The sequence below is a fragment of the Janthinobacterium sp. PC23-8 genome (assembly GCF_002250505.1).
Lineage (GTDB): Bacteria > Pseudomonadota > Gammaproteobacteria > Burkholderiales > Burkholderiaceae_D > Janthinobacterium.
On sequence record NZ_NJGY01000001.1, the window covers coordinates 2,893,879 to 2,910,324 of the forward strand.

Below are 16,446 nucleotides of genomic sequence, written 5' to 3' on the forward strand. Positions count from 1 at the left end.
ATCGGCTGTTTACTTGGTCAGGAACATGACATCGCGCGGCAAACCGATCAGGTGCTGGCCGCCATCGACCAGCAAGGTGGTGCCGGTCAGCGCGCGCGCGCCGGCCACATAGCACACGCAGTCGGCCACGTCCTGCGGCGTGCTCGAACGCCCCAATGGGGTGTTTTCGTGCGCCTTGACGAAGTTCGCTTCGCTTTGCTCGCCCGACACCATGGTGATGCCGGGAGCGATGCCGACCACGCGTACTTTCGGCGCCAGCGCCTGGGCCAGCATGGTGGTCGCCGACAGCAGCGCGGCCTTGGACAAGGTGTACGACAAAAAATCAGGATTGAGATTGTACAGTTTTTGGTCCAGCAAGTTGATCACCACGGCTTGTTCGCCTTGCGCGGTGGCCTGGTACAGCGCTTGCGCCAGCAGCACGGGCGCGGCCAGATTGGCGTGCATGTGGGCGTCGAGCGCGGTGAAGGAAAAATCGCCGGCATTGTCGTATTCAAACAACGAAGCGTTGTTGACCACGCAACTAATGCGGCCCAGTTGTTGCTGCGCCTGCGGCAGCAATTGCCGCACCTGCGCTTCCTGCGCCAGGTCGCACTGGAAGGCCTGGGCGCGTCGGCCCAGCGCGGCGAGTTCCTCGACCAGGCTCAAGGCTTCTGCGCGCGAATCGCGGTAGTGCACGGCGATATCCCAGCCGTCGCGCGCCAGGCCCAGGGCGATGGCGCGGCCGATGCGCCGCGCCGCGCCCGTGACGAGAGCGACCCGCGGTGGAGTGTCTGTTGTATCTGTCGAAGTGTGATTCATGTACTTTTATGCGTGTGGTGATGGAGACGGCGGGCGGGCCGATTCGTTACAATGCGGGAATGTCCCTACCTGAACCCGATAGCGACGCGCTGGCCGCGTCCCATGCCTTGCAGCACCTGATTGCCGCCGAGATCGCGCGGCAGGACGGCGCCATTCCTTTTGCCCGCTTCATGGAATTGGCGCTGTATGCGCCGGACCTTGGCTATTACAGCGGCGGCGCCGCCAAGCTGGGCGAACATGGCGATTTTACAACTGCACCCGAGATATCGCCGCTGTTTGGCGCCACCCTGGCCCATGTGGCAGCCGCTATTATGGCGCAAACGGCTCCCCGCATCCTGGAATTTGGCGCCGGCACGGGCAAGCTGGCCTTCGATATCCTGACCGAGGCGGCCAGCGCCGGCATCGAGATCGAACAGTATGCGATCGTCGAATTGTCGGGCGAATTGCGCGCACGCCAGGAAGCGGCCCTGGCCGCGTTTCCACAGGTGGTATGGCTGGACGGCTTTCCCGACAGTTTTGAAGGCGCCGTGTTCGGCAATGAAGTGCTCGACGCCATGCCCGTCAGCCTGGTCAGCAAGGCCCCGGCCGGCTGGTGCGAACTCGATGTCGGCATTGCCGATGGCCGGTTTGTGTATATCGAGCGGGTGGCCGGTGCGGATATTGCCGCGCAGATCGCCGCGCAGGTGCCCGAGGCCGAGCAATTGCCGGTCGGCTATGTGACGGAAATCCACGGCGTGGCCTGCGGCTTCATGCGCTCGCTGGCGCGCATGCTGACGGCCGGTCGCGGTGGCGCGGCCGTGCTGTTCGATTATGGTTTTCCGGCCCACGAGTATTACCTGGGCCTGCGTGCCAGCGGCACCTTGATGTGCCACTACCGCCACCATGCGCATGCCGACCCGTTTTATTTGCCGGGCTTGCAGGACATCACGGCCCATGTCGACTTCACGGCCATGGCGCTGGCGGCGCAGGATGCGGGCCTGGACGTGCTGGCCTACATGAACCAGGCGTCGTTCCTGCTTGGCGCCGGCATCGGCGAGTTGCTGATGCGCAGCGACCCGGAACAGGCGAAAACCTTTTTGCCGCAGTCGATCGCGCTGCAAAAACTGGTTTCGCCGGCCGAGATGGGCGAACTGTTCAAGGTGCTGGCGGTGGGCCATGGCGTGACATTGCCCGATGCGCTGTCGGCAGCCGACCGCAGTTACCGGCTGTGAGCCTGCGCGGCGGCTTGCGCATTTTCGCCGCCGTTCATGGTTATTGTCTTGTCATATCGTATATCATGACCGTTACCGCCTGGCTGCAGCCGGCAAGAACCCGTCGCCGCGCACGGATTTCAAGATAGAACGATGGGAAAGATACATACACACTATGACAACCTCAAAGTGGCGCGTTTGGCGCCGCAGGAGGTCATACGTGCCGCGTACAAGGCCCTGAGCCAGAAATACCATCCCGACAAGAATCCCGGCGACGAAAAGGCGGCCCGCATCATGGCCATCATCAACAGCGCCTATGGCACTCTGTCCGACCCGCTGCGCCGCAAGGAGCATGACGAGTGGATCGCTGCCGAGGAATGGGAAATCGAATGGCTGGAAAGCACCCACCAGGAAGAGGGTCGCAGCAAGGACGGCCGCGCGCACGGTGCGCAGCATGAACATGGCTCGACGCAGGACGTGCCGCCGTCGAAGGCCAGGCGCGGCGCGGCGCCGATGTGGCGCAACTGGCTCTGGTGGCTGAGTCTGTTCGCCTGCCTGTTGCTGGGCTGGCTGGGCGCCGTGCTGGTGCAGGGCAGTTCGCCCCAGGTGCCGGCCGCGCTGGCGTCGGCCTGGAGCGGCCTGGCGCGCGATGGCGTGAAACCCGGCACTGGCGAAGAGCGCCAGCCGGACGCCAAGGCGCAGGCCAGGGCCGAGGCCGTGGCCATCGACAGCTGGGCCGTCGGCAAGCCCTATGCGCCCGAACCGGCGCAGCCGAAAATTCCTGAAATCAAGGTGCTGGCCGTGTCGCAACTAAGCCTGAAAGCGGGCCTGCCCGCCTGCGATGGCGCGGCGCAGGCGCTGGTGGCGCCGAATGGCGAGCCGTGGCCGCAGCAGTCCGGTTATGTCAGCGGTTTTGCCATCAGCAACAAGGGTGACGACCTGTCCATCACGCTCGACAACAGCGCCAATGCCACGCCGGTGTTCGTCAAGCTGTTCGACCTGGACCGGCGCGCCAATGTGCGCTATCTGTTCGTGCTGGCGCATGACAAGCTGACTGTCGAGCAACTGGCGACCGGCAAGTACGAAGTGCGCTACCAGGCGGTGGAACCGGGCGGCGAAGCGTGTGGCGGCAAAAGCAGCGGCGGCGTGGTCACGCCGCCGTCCAGCCAGCCAAAGGCGCAGGAAGAGACGCAGAATCCTGTTGTAAGCAGCATCTAATCTGATTATCCTTGACAGGCATCAAGCAGCAGCGTTTCTTGTATCTTGCGTATTTAATCCTTAGGAGTATCCATGACCGACCTCACAGCCGATGCAGATGATAACTGGCTGCTCGACGAGGATGAGCCCGTGGCCGCCCCGACGGGAGCGGCGCCGCCCGAGCAGCGTTTATGGCGCGTGCTGATCGTCGACGACGATGTCGACGTGCATGCGGTCACGCGGCTGGCGCTGCGCAATGTCAATTTCAAGGGCCGCGAGCTGGAACTGTTTTCCGCCTACAGTGGCCGCGAAGCGTTCGATCTGTTGCGCGACACCTCCGATATCGCGCTGGTGCTGCTCGACGTGGTGATGGAAACCGATGACGCAGGCCTGATCCTGGCCAAGCGCATCCGCGCCGAACTGAACAACCATATCGTGCGCGTCGTGCTGCGCACGGGTCAGCCGGGCCAGGCGCCCGAGCAGCGCGTGATCGTCGAGTACGACATCAACGACTACAAGGCCAAGACCGAGCTGACCACGCAAAAGCTGTTTACCACCGTCATTTCAGCCCTGCGCGCGTACGAGAGCCTGATGATGCTCGAGCGCAGCCGCATCGGCCTGGGCAAGATCCTTGCCGGCGCCACCAATCTGTACCAGATTCACTCCCTGCGCGAATTCGCCTCCGGCGTGCTGAACCAGGTCAGCGCCATCCTCGACGTCGGCGCCGACGGCGTGCTGTGCCTGATGCAGGGCGGCGCCGGGCGGCCCGAAGTGGTGGCCGCCACCGGCACCTATGCGGCGTTGGCCGAATCGGCCGCCATGCCGCTTGACCACACCCTGGCGGCGGCCATCGACAAGGCGTTTGCGGAAAAACGCAGCCAGTTCGAGCATCCGGCCAATGTCATGTTCATCCATACGAGCAGCAATCGCGAACTGGCCATTTCGATCACGCCGCCGTGGCCTTTGGCGCCGATCCAGCGCGATTTGCTGGAAGTGTTTTGCGAGCGTATCGCCGCCGCCTTCGACAATCTGTACATGTTCGGCCAGCTGCGCAAGGCCCAGGAAGCGACCGTGGTGGCGCTGGCCGACCTGGCCGAATTTCGCGACAACGACACCGGCGGCCATGTGCGGCGGGTGCAGCGACTGGCCGACGCCATCGCCCAGCGCCTGTGGCAGCGCGGCGTCTATGCGGACGAACTGACGCCGCAATTGCTCGACATGATAGGCCTGGCCAGCATCCTGCACGACGTCGGCAAGGTCGCCACGCCCGACGCGGTGCTGCTCAAACCGGGCTTGCATGACGACAAGGAAAGGGCGCAGATGCGCCTGCACGCCAGCGTCGGGCGCACCATCCTCGAGCGCGCCGCCAATATGGTCGACGGCGTCAGCTACCTCACCTATGGCGCGCAGATCGCCGGCGGCCACCACGAGCATTTCGACGGCGCCGGCTATCCGAACGGCCTGAAGGGGCGTGCGATCCCGCTCGCCGCGCGCATCGTCGCCGTGGTCGACGTGTTCGACGCGCTGCTGCACCGGCGGCCCTACAAGGAAGCGTGGCCGTACCCGCAGGTGCGTGCCTACATTGCAGAGCGCAGCGGCAGCCAGTTCGATCCGGAAGTGGTGACCACGCTGTTCGATCTGATCGATCGTGAGCCGCAGCTGTGGCATCCGGAGCATGCCGCCTGATGCAAGAGATCAAGGATTTCAAAGGGCTGTCCGCCCTGATCATCGAGCCGCACGGCGGCATGCGCTCGAGCCTGCACAATATGCTCAATCTGTGCGGCCTGGCCAAGATCGACGATGCCGCCAGTTCCAGCCAGGCCATCCGCATGCTGGCCAACCGCAGCTATGACCTGATCCTGTGCGAATACGACCTTGAGGGTGGCCAGGACGGCCAGCAGCTGCTTGAAGACCTGCGCCACCACCGCCTGATCCACGCCTCGACCATGTTTTTCATGGTCACCGGCGAAGGCAGCTTTGCCAGGGTGGTCAGCGTGGTCGAGTTGCTGCCGACCGACTATATTCTGAAGCCGTTCACGGCCGATAACATGCTTGAGCGTATCGCCCGCGCCGTCGACAAGCGCGCCGCCTTCATGCCCATCCACCAGCTGATCGATGTCGGCAATGAACGCGCCGCGATCGCCGCCTGTGGCGAAGGCGCCAGCCTGCATCCGCGCTACGCCACCGATTTCCTGCGCCTGCGCGCCGAACTGCATCTGCTGCTGGGCGAGGCGGCCGAGGCCGAACCGATCTATGCCGCGCTGTACGACGCCAAGGCGATCGGCTGGGCGCGCCTGGGCCAGGCCAAGACACAGTTCATGCAGGGCCACTACCCGGCTGCGCAGGCGGTGCTGGAAGAACTGATCGATAGCAACAAGCGTTTTCTCGACGCCTATGACTGGCTGGCGCGCACGCATCTGGCCCAGGGCCGTGCGCAGGAGGCGCAAAACGCGCTGGCCGAGGCGGTGGCCCTGTCGCCGCATGCGGTGCGCCGCTTGCGCCGCCTGGGGGAAGCGGCGCTGGCGGCGGACGACGTCGACATGGCGGAAAAGGCCCTGAAACTTGTGGTCAGCAAGGCCAAGTATTCGGAATTTCGCGATCCCGAGGATCATGTGCGTCTGGTGCAAACCCTGATACGCAAGAACGATCCGCTGCAGGCCGGCGCCGTGATCCGCGAACTGGACCGCACCATGGGCGGCCAGCCCAACACCGAGCTGTGCAGCGCCCTGTGCGGCGCCATGCTGCATGCCCAGACCGGCAACCAGGTGCGCCTGCAGGAGTCGCTCGACGCGGCGCTGGCCGCCAACCGCCACAGCGGCGGCGCCTCGAACGCCGTCAAGACGGAACTGGCGCGCTACTGCCTGGCCCACGGACGCGAGGATGGCGCGGCAGAGGTCATGCGCGAAGTGATGCGCAACGCACCCGACAGCGCCGCCATGGCGCGCGCCATGGAGGTATTTGAAGCATCGGGCCGCGAGGAACTGGCCAAGGCGCTGGCGCGGCAAAGCCGCCAGGAAGTGGCCGACATGGTGGCGGCCGGCGCGGCGAAGGCGGGGCAGGGCGACTTCCGCGGCGCCGTCAAACTGATGAGCGAAGCCGTCACGCGCCTGCCCGATAATCCGCAAGTGGTCTTCAATGCGGCCGTGGCCGTCCTCAAATGCCTGGAGCATGAAGGCTGGGACGAGCGCCTGGGCCAGCACGTGCTGGGCCTGATCGCCAGCGTACGCCGGCTCGACCCGCGCAACCCCAAATTGCCGGTGCTGTCGGGCCTGCACCAGCAGTTGCTGCGCAAGTACAAGCCCGGCGGTGCGGCCTGGCTGCAGCCGCCGGACGCCCGGTAAACCGCGGCGTTGTACGCAGAAATGCGGCAGGCAGGCAGGGGGTGCAAAAAAAATGCGAAATTTTTTCCCCAACCCTTGCACATTATTAATTTGGGAGTTTATAATCACGCCCCGAAGCAGCCAACTTCTTCTTTATACGCAAAAGCGGCAGCAAGCGATGCGAAACAAGGTTGACAGTTGTGAATAGATGCTTCATACTCTGCGGTTCCCGCGGAGGGGTGGCCGAGTGGTTAAAGGCGACAGACTGTAAATCTGTTCTTTCGAGTACGCTGGTTCGAATCCAGCCCCCTCCACCAAGTTTTTGCAAAAAAACTGGGTAAAGCAAGTGAAGATAAGTGAACGATACCTCGCGGGTGTAGCTCAATGGTAGAGCAGAAGCCTTCCAAGCTTACGACGAGGGTTCGATTCCCTTCACCCGCTCCAGTTCCGTTCAGATGCTTGTGCATCGCATGCAACAAATTACAGCCCTTGTAGCTCAGTGGTAGAGCACTCCCTTGGTAAGGGAGAGGCCACGTGTTCGATCCACGTCAAGGGCACCAGAATTCGCAGCAGGCAACACAGAAGCAATTCAAACCAGACCGTCGGGCGTGTGCCTGAGCAATCTAATCAAATCATTAGGAGTTCAAAATGGCAAAAGGTAAATTCGAACGGACCAAGCCGCACGTCAACGTCGGCACCATCGGCCACGTCGACCACGGTAAAACCACGCTGACCGCTGCAATCGCAACGGTTCTGTCGAAGAAATTCGGCGGCGAAGCCAAAGCATACGACCAGATCGATGCGGCTCCAGAAGAAAAAGCACGCGGCATTACCATCAACACCGCTCACGTCGAGTACGAAACGGCTGCGCGTCACTACGCGCACGTTGACTGCCCAGGCCACGCCGATTACATCAAGAACATGATTACCGGTGCAGCACAGATGGACGGCGCGATCCTGGTTTGCTCGGCAGCTGACGGCCCGATGCCACAGACCCGCGAACACATCCTGCTGGCCCGTCAAGTTGGCGTTCCATACATCATCGTGTTCCTGAACAAGTGCGATCTGGTCGACGACGCAGAGCTGCTGGAACTGGTTGAAATGGAAGTGCGCGAGCTGTTGTCGAAATATGAATTCCCAGGCGACGACGTGCCTATCATCAAAGGTTCGGCCCGTATGGCGCTGGAAGGCAAAGAAGGCGAAATGGGCGTGGACGCAGTGCTGCGTCTGGCCGATGCGCTGGACTCGTACATCCCGACGCCAGAGCGCGCAGTTGACGGTGCGTTCCTGATGCCAGTGGAAGACGTGTTCTCGATCTCGGGTCGCGGTACCGTGGTAACCGGTCGTATCGAACGCGGCATCATCAAGGTCGGCGAAGAGATCGAAATCGTCGGCATCACCGATACCGTCAAAACGACTTGCACCGGCGTGGAAATGTTCCGCAAGCTGCTGGACCAGGGTCAGGCAGGCGACAACGTTGGTCTGCTGCTGCGCGGCACCAAGCGTGAAGACGTGCAACGTGGTCAAGTGCTGGCAAAACCAGGCTCGATCAAGCCGCACAACCACTTCACCGGCGAGATCTATGTCCTGTCGAAAGATGAAGGCGGCCGTCACACGCCATTCTTCAACAACTATCGTCCACAGTTCTACTTCCGTACGACGGACGTGACCGGTTCGATCGAGTTGCCAGCAGACAAAGAAATGGTCATGCCAGGCGATAACGTGTCGATCACCGTCAAGCTGATCAACCCGATCGCGATGGAAGAAGGTCTGCGCTTCGCTATCCGCGAAGGCGGCCGTACCGTTGGCGCCGGTGTGGTTGCAAAAATCATCGCATAAGGAAATGTTATACTTCCACCTGAGACTCTCAGGTGGTAGAATAGCACTCCACAAAAGTTTTACGTAGGGACGTAGCTCAATTGGCAGAGCGTCGGTCTCCAAAACCGAAGGTTGGGGGTTCGATGCCCTCCGTCCCTGCCACCGTCAAGGTGCAGGGCACCGAAAGTAGAAAAATGTCAAATCAATCCGTGCAAACCGTTAGCACGTCGAGTGACAAGATAAAAGTCGCGCTGGCAGTAGTGGCTGCGATTGCAGGAGTAGTCGGGTTTTATTACCTGGCAGGCCAACCAGCTCTGGTGCGTGCAAGCGCGCTTGTGGCTGGTTTGGTTATTGCTGTTGCGCTCTTGTATGTCTCGACGACCGGCCGTGAATTCCTTAATTTCGCCAAAGAAGCCGTACGCGAGACCAAGAAGGTTGTTTGGCCCACGCGCAAAGAAGCCACGCAGATTACCGCGATCGTGTTTGCCTTTGTGCTGGTCATGGCGATTTTCCTGTGGGGCACGGATAAATTGCTTGAGTTTTTGCTGTATGACATAATTCTTGGTTGGAAAAAATAATGAGCGAAAATGTGCAAGATGACGCGGCACCCGCAGCTGGCGACGTTCCGGCAACGGAATCTGGCGCAGCGCTGAGCGTACCGGTCAGCAGCAAGCGCTGGTACGTCGTGCATGCTTATTCCGGCATGGAAAAAAGCGTCATGCGTGCACTGACCGAGCGCATCGAACGCGCCGGCATGCAAGACCAGTTCGGCCAGATTCTGGTGCCGATTGAAGAAGTCGTGGAAGTCAAGAACGGCGTCAAGTCCGTCACCGAACGCCGTTTCTATCCTGGCTATGTGCTGGTCGAAATGGAAATGACGGACGAGAGCTGGCACCTGGTGAAAAACACCAGCAAGGTTACCGGTTTCATCGGTGGCAAATCGAACAAGCCGACGCCGATTTCCGCGCGCGAGATCGACGCCATCATGCGCCAGATGCAGGAAGGGGTCGAGAAGCCCCGTCCGAAGACCTTGTACGAAGTGGGCGAGCAGGTCCGCATCAAGGATGGTCCGTTCACCGACTTCAACGGCAATGTCGAAGAAGTCAACTACGAGAAATCCAAAGTGCGCGTATCGGTGACCATTTTTGGTCGCGCTACGCCGGTCGAGCTTGAATTCGGCCAGGTCGAAAAAGTTTAAGTCTGTATCAAACGCCACCAGGAGCGTCGCGGTTGTCTCAGCGAAATCCGGTCAGAGGAGCCCCGCCAGGGTAGGATCGGCGGGGCGCTACTACTCAATCCAAGATAGGAGCCATCATGGCAAAGAAAATCATTGGTTTTATCAAGCTGCAAGTGCCAGCTGGTAAAGCAAACCCATCCCCACCAATCGGTCCAGCTCTGGGTCAACGTGGCCTGAACATCATGGAATTCTGCAAAGCCTTCAATGCACAGACCCAGGGTCAAGAGCCAGGCATGCCGATTCCAGTCGTGATCACCGCATTTGCCGACAAGTCCTTCACGTTCGTGATGAAGACGCCGCCAGCAACCTACCTGATCAAAAAAGCTGCCGCGATCACCAAAGGTTCGCCGAAGCCACATACCGACAAAGTCGGTACGCTGACCCGCGCACAAGCTGAAGAAATCGCTAAATTGAAAACCCCTGATCTGACCGCTGCCGACATGGATGCTGCCGTACGCACCATCGCTGGTTCCGCACGTTCGATCGGCATCACGGTGGAAGGTGTTGTATAATGGCTAAGTTATCCAAACGTATCAAGGCTTTCAAAGCCAAAGTTGACCGTACCAAAGCGTACGAGTTCGACAACGCTGTCGCTCTGATCAAAGAGTGCGCAACGGCCAAGTTCAATGAATCGATCGACGTATCGGTGCAACTCGGCGTTGATCCTAAGAAATCCGACCAGGTTGTGCGCGGCTCCGTCGTGCTGCCAGCCGGTACCGGCAAGACCGTGCGCGTGGCAGTATTCGCGTCGGGCGAAAAAGCGGAAGCGGCCAAAGCTGCTGGCGCCGACATCGTTGGTATGGAAGACCTGGCCGAGCAGATCAAAGCCGGCGACATGCCTTTCGACATCGTCATCGCTTCGCCAGATACCATGCGTATCGTTGGTACCCTGGGTCAGATCCTGGGCCCACGCGGCCTGATGCCTAACCCGAAAGTCGGCACTGTTACTCCTGACGTCGCTACCGCCGTGAAAAACGCGAAAGCCGGTCAAGTTCAGTACCGTACCGACAAGTCCGGTATCATCCACGCGACCATCGGCCGTAAATCGTTTGCTGACGCAGATCTGAAGTCGAATCTGGTCGCACTGATCGACGCGCTGAACAAAGCCAAGCCAGCATCGAGCAAAGGCGTGTACCTGCGCAAAGTGTCGCTGTCGTCGACCATGGGCGCTGGCGTCCGTGTTGACCAGACCAGCCTGGCAGCTTAAGTAAAGAATCAAGTCCCGCGCGCCTTCGGGCGCGGCGGGCACATCTTTGGGCTGTCGGTGTGGTATTTCACCATGCCGGCAGACAATCAAAGACCGTTGGGCCGACTGTGATCGCAGATGCAGAAGGTTAATAGGCTGGCCGGCAACGGCCAGTGCCCAACGCAGATGGTGTACCCGAACAAGTTTTGTAGTCCTCATGCTGCGTGAATCCATCCGCTCAGTTTAGTACTTCTTGACTTCGGACGCCGTGTTCGAACCGATGCAAGGCGCTCAACCACTCGGTTGTGATCGCTGAACATCATTTAAGGAGGTTGACCGTGAGTCTCAATCTGAATGACAAAAAGGCCGTCGTCGCCGAAGTTTCCGCACAAGTAGCAAATGCGCAAACGATCGTCGTGGCCGAATATCGTGGCATCCAGGTTGGTCACTTGACGCAACTGCGTGCTAAAGCGCGTGCCCAAGGCGTGTACCTGCGTGTGTTGAAAAACACTCTGGCTCGTCGCTCCGTTGAAGGTACCGCATTCGCCAGCCTGGCAGATGCCATGACCGGCCCGTTGATCTACTCGATCTCGGCCGATGCCGTTGCAGCAGCTAAAGTCATCGCTGACTTCGCTAAAACCAACGACAAACTGGTCATCAAAGCAGGTAACTACGCAGGCAAGCAGCTCGATACCGCTGCTGTCACCGCGTTGGCGAGCATTCCTAGCCGTGAAGTCCTCATTTCGCAGTTGTTGGGCGTTATGCTGGCTCCGGTTTCGGGCTTTGCACGTGGTCTGGCTGCCCTGGCAGCGAAAAAAGGCGAAGGCGCCGAAGCTCCTGCAGAAGAAGCAGCAGCAGAAGAAGCCCCAGCAGCCGCTTAATTGCGCGCGCTTTTTTCTCTCAGTACCAATCTGATGTAACTAACGTAATAAATTTAGGAGTTTCAAAATGGCAATTAGCAAAGACGACATCCTGGAAGCAGTTAGCGCCATGTCCGTAATGGACCTGAACGACCTGGTGAAAGCATTCGAAGAAAAATTCGGCGTATCCGCAGCAGCAATGGCTTCGGCCGGTCCTGCAGCTGGCCCAGCAGCAGTTGCTGAAGAGCAAACCGAATTCAACGTCATCCTGGACAGCTTCGGCGCAAACAAAGTTGGCGTCATTAAAGCAGTTCGCGAAATCACCGGCCTGGGCTTGAAAGAAGCTAAAGACCTGGTCGATGGCGCACCAAAAACTGTGAAAGAAGCAGTGTCGAAAGCTGACGCTGAAGCAGCACAGAAGAAACTGGTAGAAGCCGGCGCAACCGCTTCGATCAAGTAATATCTGTACCGGCGGCAGTTAGCGCCCGAGTCAAAGTCTGAGGTTCCCTCTCGCAAGGGGGGGAATCCGACTTTGGCTCCTTTGTCGTCTGTATCGTATTTGTAACACCGTCGTAGCCGCAGTTTTTATTCGATTCAAGCCGGAAAGCAGAGCCTTGAGGTTTCGTCTGTGTCACACGCAGCCGCGAATGTTGCAAATGAGCACTTGCAAAACCTGAATTTTCTATCCTTTCTGTCACTCACGGAGTGTCCATGCACTACTCATTTACTGAGAAGAAACGCATTCGCAAATCATTCGCGAAGCGCGCCAACGTTCACCACGTTCCGTTCCTGCTGGCGACCCAGCTCGAGTCTTATCATAGTTTCTTGCAAGAGGACGTAGCACCGTCCGGCCGCAAGAACGATGGCCTGCAGTCGGCCTTCACTTCGATTTTCCCCATCGTGTCGCACAATGGTTTTGCGCGTCTCGAATTCTTGTCGTACGTTCTCGGTGATCCTGCCTTTGACGTCAAAGAATGTCAACAGCGTGGCCTGACGTTCGCGTCGCCGCTGCGCGCGAAAGTGCGTCTGGTGATCCTGGACAAGGAATCGCCGACCAAGCCGGTCGTCAAGGAGATGAAGGAGCAGGAAGTCTACATGGGCGAATTGCCGCTCATGACAACCACCGGTTCGTTCGTGATCAACGGCACCGAGCGGGTTATCGTTTCCCAGCTGCACCGCTCGCCAGGCGTGTTCTTCGAACACGACCGCGGCAAGACCCACTCGTCGGGCAAACTGCTGTTCTCCGCGCGTATCATTCCTTACCGCGGTTCGTGGCTGGACTTCGAGTTCGACCCGAAAGACATCCTGTTCTTCCGCGTCGACCGCCGCCGCAAGATGCCTGTGACGATTTTGCTCAAAGCCATCGGCATGTCGCACGAGCAGATCCTGGCGAACTTCTTCGTGTTCGACAATTTCAACCTGCGCTCCGAAGGCGCGGAGATGGAATTCGTCGCCGAGCGTCTGCGCGGCGAAGTGGCGCGTTTCGACATCGTCGACAAGTCGGGCAAGACCCTGGTGCTGAAAGACAAGCGTATCAACGCGAAACACGTGCGTGATATCGAAGCTGCCGGCATCAAGCACATTTCCGTACCGGAAGACTACCTGCTGGGCCGCGTATTGGCGAAGAATATCGTCGATGGCGACACCGGCGAAGTGGTCGCATCGGCCAACGACGAGCTGACCGAAGACCTGCTGGGCCGCCTGCGCGACGCCAGCATTTCCGAAATCCAGACCTTGTACACCAACGACCTGGACCAGGGCGCCTACATCTCGCAAACCTTGCGTATCGACGACACCGCCGACCAGATGGCGGCGAAAGTGGCGATCTACCGCATGATGCGTCCAGGCGAGCCGCCAACGGAAGACTCCGTCGAAGCGCTGTTCAACGGCCTGTTCTACAACTCGGACCGCTACGACCTGTCGGCCGTGGGCCGCATGAAGTTCAACCGCCGCATTGGCCGCGATGAACTGACCGGCGCCATGACCCTGTCGAACGACGACGTGCTGGCCGTGATCAAGATCCTGGTGGAACTGCGCAATGGCCGCGGCGAAGTCGACGATATCGATCACCTGGGTAACCGTCGCGTACGTTGCGTGGGCGAACTGGCCGAGAATCAATTCCGCGCCGGCCTGGTGCGTGTTGAACGCGCCGTCAAGGAACGCCTCGGCCAGGCCGAAGCGGACAACCTGATGCCGCACGACCTGATCAACTCGAAGCCGATTTCGGCCGCGATTCGCGAGTTCTTCGGTTCGTCCCAGTTGTCGCAGTTTATGGACCAAACCAATCCTCTGTCGGAAATTACCCACAAGCGCCGCGTATCGGCCCTGGGACCCGGCGGTCTGACACGCGAACGCGCCGGCTTTGAAGTGCGCGACGTGCATCCGACCCACTACGGCCGCGTCTGCCCGATCGAGACACCGGAAGGTCCGAACATTGGTCTGATCAACTCGCTGGCTCTGTACGCCCGCCTGAATGAATACGGCTTCCTGGAAACCCCGTACCGCAAGGTCGAAGGCTCCAAGATCACCGACCAGATCGACTACCTGTCGGCCATCGAAGAAGGCCGCTACATCATCGCCCAGGCGAATGCGACCATCAGCGATGAAGGCACCTTGTCCGATGAACTGGTTTCGGCACGTGAAGCCGGCGAAACGATCCTGGTGTCGCCAGAGCGCATCCAGTATATGGACGTGGCGCCAGGCCAGATCGTCTCCGTCGCCGCCTCGCTGATTCCGTTCCTCGAACACGATGATGCAAACCGTGCATTGATGGGCGCCAACATGCAACGCCAGGCCGTGCCTTGCTTGCGTCCTGAAAAAGCGCTGGTCGGTACCGGTATCGAACGCACTGTCGCGGTCGACTCGGGCACCACCGTGCAAGCGCTGCGTGGCGGTATCGTCGATTACATCGATGCGGGCCGTGTCGTGATTCGCGTCAACGATGACGAAGCGCAAGCTGGTGAAGTGGGCGTCGACATCTACAACCTGATCAAGTACACCCGTTCGAACCAGAACACCAACATCAACCAGCGTCCTATCGTGCAAGTGGGCGACCGTGTCGCCAAGCGCGACGTGATCGCCGACGGCGCATCGACCGACCTCGGTGAATTGGCGCTGGGCCAGAACATGACCGTGGCCTTCATGCCATGGAATGGTCTGAACTTCGAAGATTCGATCCTGATCTCGGAAAACGTCGTCAAGGACGACCGCTACACCTCGATTCACATCGAAGAGTTGTCGGTGGTGGCCCGCGACACGAAACTGGGCGCCGAAGAAATCACGCGCGACATCTCGAACCTGGCTGAAAACCAGCTGGCTCGCCTGGATGAATCCGGTATCGTCTACATCGGCGCCGAAGTGCAAGCCGGTGATACCCTGGTCGGTAAAGTGACGCCAAAAGGCGAAACCCAGCTGACCCCGGAAGAGAAGCTGCTGCGCGCGATTTTCGGCGAAAAAGCTTCGGACGTGAAAGATACCTCGCTGCGCGTGCCTTCGGGCATGATCGGTACCGTGATCGACGTGCAAGTGTTCACCCGCGAAGGCATCGTGCGCGACAAACGCGCCCAGCAGATTATCGATGACGAACTGAAACGCTTCCGCCTGGATCTGAACGACCAGATGCGTATCGTGGAAGGCGACGCCTTCCAGCGTCTGGAAAAAATGCTGATCGGCAAAGTTGTCAACGGCGGCCCTAAAAAGCTGGCCAAAGGCGCCAAGATCACCAAGGAATACCTGGACGATCTGGACAAATACCACTGGTTCGACATCCGCCCGGCGGACGACGATGCGGCGGTAGCGCTCGAAGCGATCAAGGAATCGATCAACGAGAAGCGTCACCAGTTCGACCTGGCCTTCGAAGAGAAGCGCAAGAAGCTGACGCAAGGCGACGAGCTGCAACCAGGCGTGCAGAAAATGGTCAAGGTTTACCTGGCTGTGAAACGCCGCCTGCAGTCGGGCGACAAGATGGCGGGTCGCCACGGTAACAAGGGTGTGGTTTCCCGTATTGTTCCTGTGGAAGACATGCCGTACATGGCTGACGGCACGCCAGCGGACGTGGTGCTGAACCCGCTGGGCGTTCCTTCGCGCATGAACGTCGGTCAGATTCTCGAGACTCACCTGGGCTGGGCTGCCAAGGGTCTGGGTATCCGCATCGGCGAAATGCTCAAGGCGCACACGCAAGCTGAAGAAATGCGCAAGTACCTGACCGTGATCTACAACGAAAACGGCCGCGCGGAAGATCTGGATAACTTCGACGACGAAGAGATCATGAAGCTGGCGGAAAACCTGAAAAAAGGTGTGCCATTCGCCACGCCGGTGTTTGACGGCGCCAACGAAGAAGAGATCCGCCGCATGCTGGACCTGGCGTACCCTGACGCGATTGCCAAGAACCTCGGCATGACCCCGTCGAAAAACCAGGTGACCATGTATGACGGTCGCACCGGTGAAGCGTTCGAGCGCAAGGTCACGGTTGGCGTGATGCACATGCTGAAACTGCATCACCTGGTCGATGACAAGATGCATGCGCGTTCGACCGGTCCTTACTCGCTGGTGACGCAGCAGCCGCTGGGTGGTAAAGCCCAGTTCGGTGGTCAGCGCTTCGGTGAGATGGAAGTGTGGGCACTGGAAGCGTACGGCGCGTCGTATGTCTTGCAAGAGATGCTGACCGTCAAGTCCGATGACGTGAATGGCCGTACCAAAGTGTACGAGAACCTCGTCAAGGGCGACCACGTGATCGACGCCGGCATGCCGGAATCGTTCAACGTGCTGGTCAAGGAAATCCGTTCGCTGGGTATCGATATCGACCTCGAACGCAACTGAACGACAGCCATCTGTCATTTGG

The 16,446-nt window shown here is 59.7% G+C and carries 13 protein-coding genes and 4 tRNA genes; 16 read left to right on the forward strand and 1 reads right to left on the reverse strand.

Annotated features, from left to right (window positions below):
• Nucleotides 1-9: 9 nt before the first annotated feature.
• A complete protein-coding gene (locus tag CD932_RS12410; RefSeq protein ID WP_094442919.1) occupies nucleotides 10-798 on the reverse strand; it encodes an SDR family oxidoreductase in 789 nt (262 codons plus the stop codon).
• Between the two features lie 59 nt (nucleotides 799-857).
• On the opposite strand from CD932_RS12410, the gene CD932_RS12415 reads away from it, so the two are divergent.
• The 16 genes from CD932_RS12415 to rpoB all read left to right on the forward strand — a co-directional run bounded on the left by CD932_RS12415 (nucleotide 858) and on the right by rpoB (nucleotide 16,424).
• Nucleotides 858-2,009, forward strand: a complete 1,152-nt coding sequence (locus CD932_RS12415; RefSeq protein ID WP_094442920.1) for a class I SAM-dependent methyltransferase — start codon at nucleotides 858-860, stop codon at nucleotides 2,007-2,009.
• A gap of 132 nt (nucleotides 2,010-2,141) precedes the next feature.
• Nucleotides 2,142-3,206, forward strand: a complete 1,065-nt coding sequence (locus CD932_RS12420) for a J domain-containing protein (RefSeq protein ID WP_094442921.1) — start codon at nucleotides 2,142-2,144, stop codon at nucleotides 3,204-3,206.
• 72 nt (nucleotides 3,207-3,278) lie between these two features.
• A complete protein-coding gene (locus tag CD932_RS12425) occupies nucleotides 3,279-4,871 on the forward strand; it encodes a DUF3369 domain-containing protein (protein ID WP_094442922.1) in 1,593 nt (530 codons plus the stop codon).
• Nucleotides 4,871-6,526 carry a tetratricopeptide repeat-containing response regulator gene (locus CD932_RS12430; RefSeq protein ID WP_254926565.1) on the forward strand — a complete coding sequence of 552 codons (1,656 nt, stop codon included), beginning with the start codon at nucleotides 4,871-4,873 and terminating at the stop codon, nucleotides 6,524-6,526. Before CD932_RS12425 ends, CD932_RS12430 begins: the two co-directional genes overlap by 1 nt.
• Nucleotides 6,527-6,738: 212 nt before the next feature.
• Nucleotides 6,739-6,822, forward strand: a tRNA-Tyr gene (locus tag CD932_RS12435).
• A 53-nt stretch (nucleotides 6,823-6,875) separates the two neighbouring features.
• A tRNA-Gly gene (locus CD932_RS12440) sits at nucleotides 6,876-6,949 on the forward strand.
• A gap of 41 nt (nucleotides 6,950-6,990) precedes the next feature.
• A tRNA-Thr gene (locus tag CD932_RS12445) sits at nucleotides 6,991-7,065 on the forward strand.
• An 88-nt stretch (nucleotides 7,066-7,153) separates the two neighbouring features.
• The gene (tuf, locus tag CD932_RS12450) at nucleotides 7,154-8,344 is read left to right on the forward strand and encodes an elongation factor Tu (protein ID WP_094442923.1); all 1,191 of its coding nucleotides are present in this window, start codon (nucleotides 7,154-7,156) and stop codon (nucleotides 8,342-8,344) included.
• Between the two features lie 65 nt (nucleotides 8,345-8,409).
• Nucleotides 8,410-8,485: transfer RNA gene (locus tag CD932_RS12455), tRNA-Trp, on the forward strand.
• A 32-nt stretch (nucleotides 8,486-8,517) separates the two neighbouring features.
• Nucleotides 8,518-8,901: a preprotein translocase subunit SecE gene (gene secE, locus CD932_RS12460; protein WP_065310327.1), complete on the forward strand. Its 384-nt coding sequence runs from the start codon at nucleotides 8,518-8,520 to the stop codon at nucleotides 8,899-8,901.
• The gene (gene nusG, locus CD932_RS12465) at nucleotides 8,901-9,521 is read left to right on the forward strand and encodes a transcription termination/antitermination protein NusG (RefSeq protein WP_094442924.1); all 621 of its coding nucleotides are present in this window, start codon (nucleotides 8,901-8,903) and stop codon (nucleotides 9,519-9,521) included. The genes secE and nusG overlap by 1 nt, the downstream gene beginning before the upstream one ends.
• A 116-nt stretch (nucleotides 9,522-9,637) precedes the next feature.
• Nucleotides 9,638-10,072 carry a 50S ribosomal protein L11 gene (gene rplK, locus CD932_RS12470; RefSeq protein WP_094442925.1) on the forward strand — a complete coding sequence of 145 codons (435 nt, stop codon included), beginning with the start codon at nucleotides 9,638-9,640 and terminating at the stop codon, nucleotides 10,070-10,072.
• Nucleotides 10,072-10,767, forward strand: a complete 696-nt coding sequence (gene rplA, locus CD932_RS12475) for a 50S ribosomal protein L1 (protein ID WP_094442926.1) — start codon at nucleotides 10,072-10,074, stop codon at nucleotides 10,765-10,767. Before rplK ends, rplA begins: the two co-directional genes overlap by 1 nt.
• Nucleotides 10,768-11,084: 317 nt before the next feature.
• The gene (gene rplJ, locus CD932_RS12480; protein ID WP_094443612.1) at nucleotides 11,085-11,627 is read left to right on the forward strand and encodes a 50S ribosomal protein L10; all 543 of its coding nucleotides are present in this window, start codon (nucleotides 11,085-11,087) and stop codon (nucleotides 11,625-11,627) included.
• A gap of 67 nt (nucleotides 11,628-11,694) precedes the next feature.
• The gene (gene rplL / locus CD932_RS12485) at nucleotides 11,695-12,066 is read left to right on the forward strand and encodes a 50S ribosomal protein L7/L12 (protein WP_094442927.1); all 372 of its coding nucleotides are present in this window, start codon (nucleotides 11,695-11,697) and stop codon (nucleotides 12,064-12,066) included.
• Between the two features lie 251 nt (nucleotides 12,067-12,317).
• Entirely contained in the window at nucleotides 12,318-16,424 is a 4,107-nt protein-coding gene (rpoB, locus tag CD932_RS12490) for a DNA-directed RNA polymerase subunit beta (protein WP_094442928.1), read from the forward strand.
• Nucleotides 16,425-16,446 lie beyond the last annotated feature (22 nt).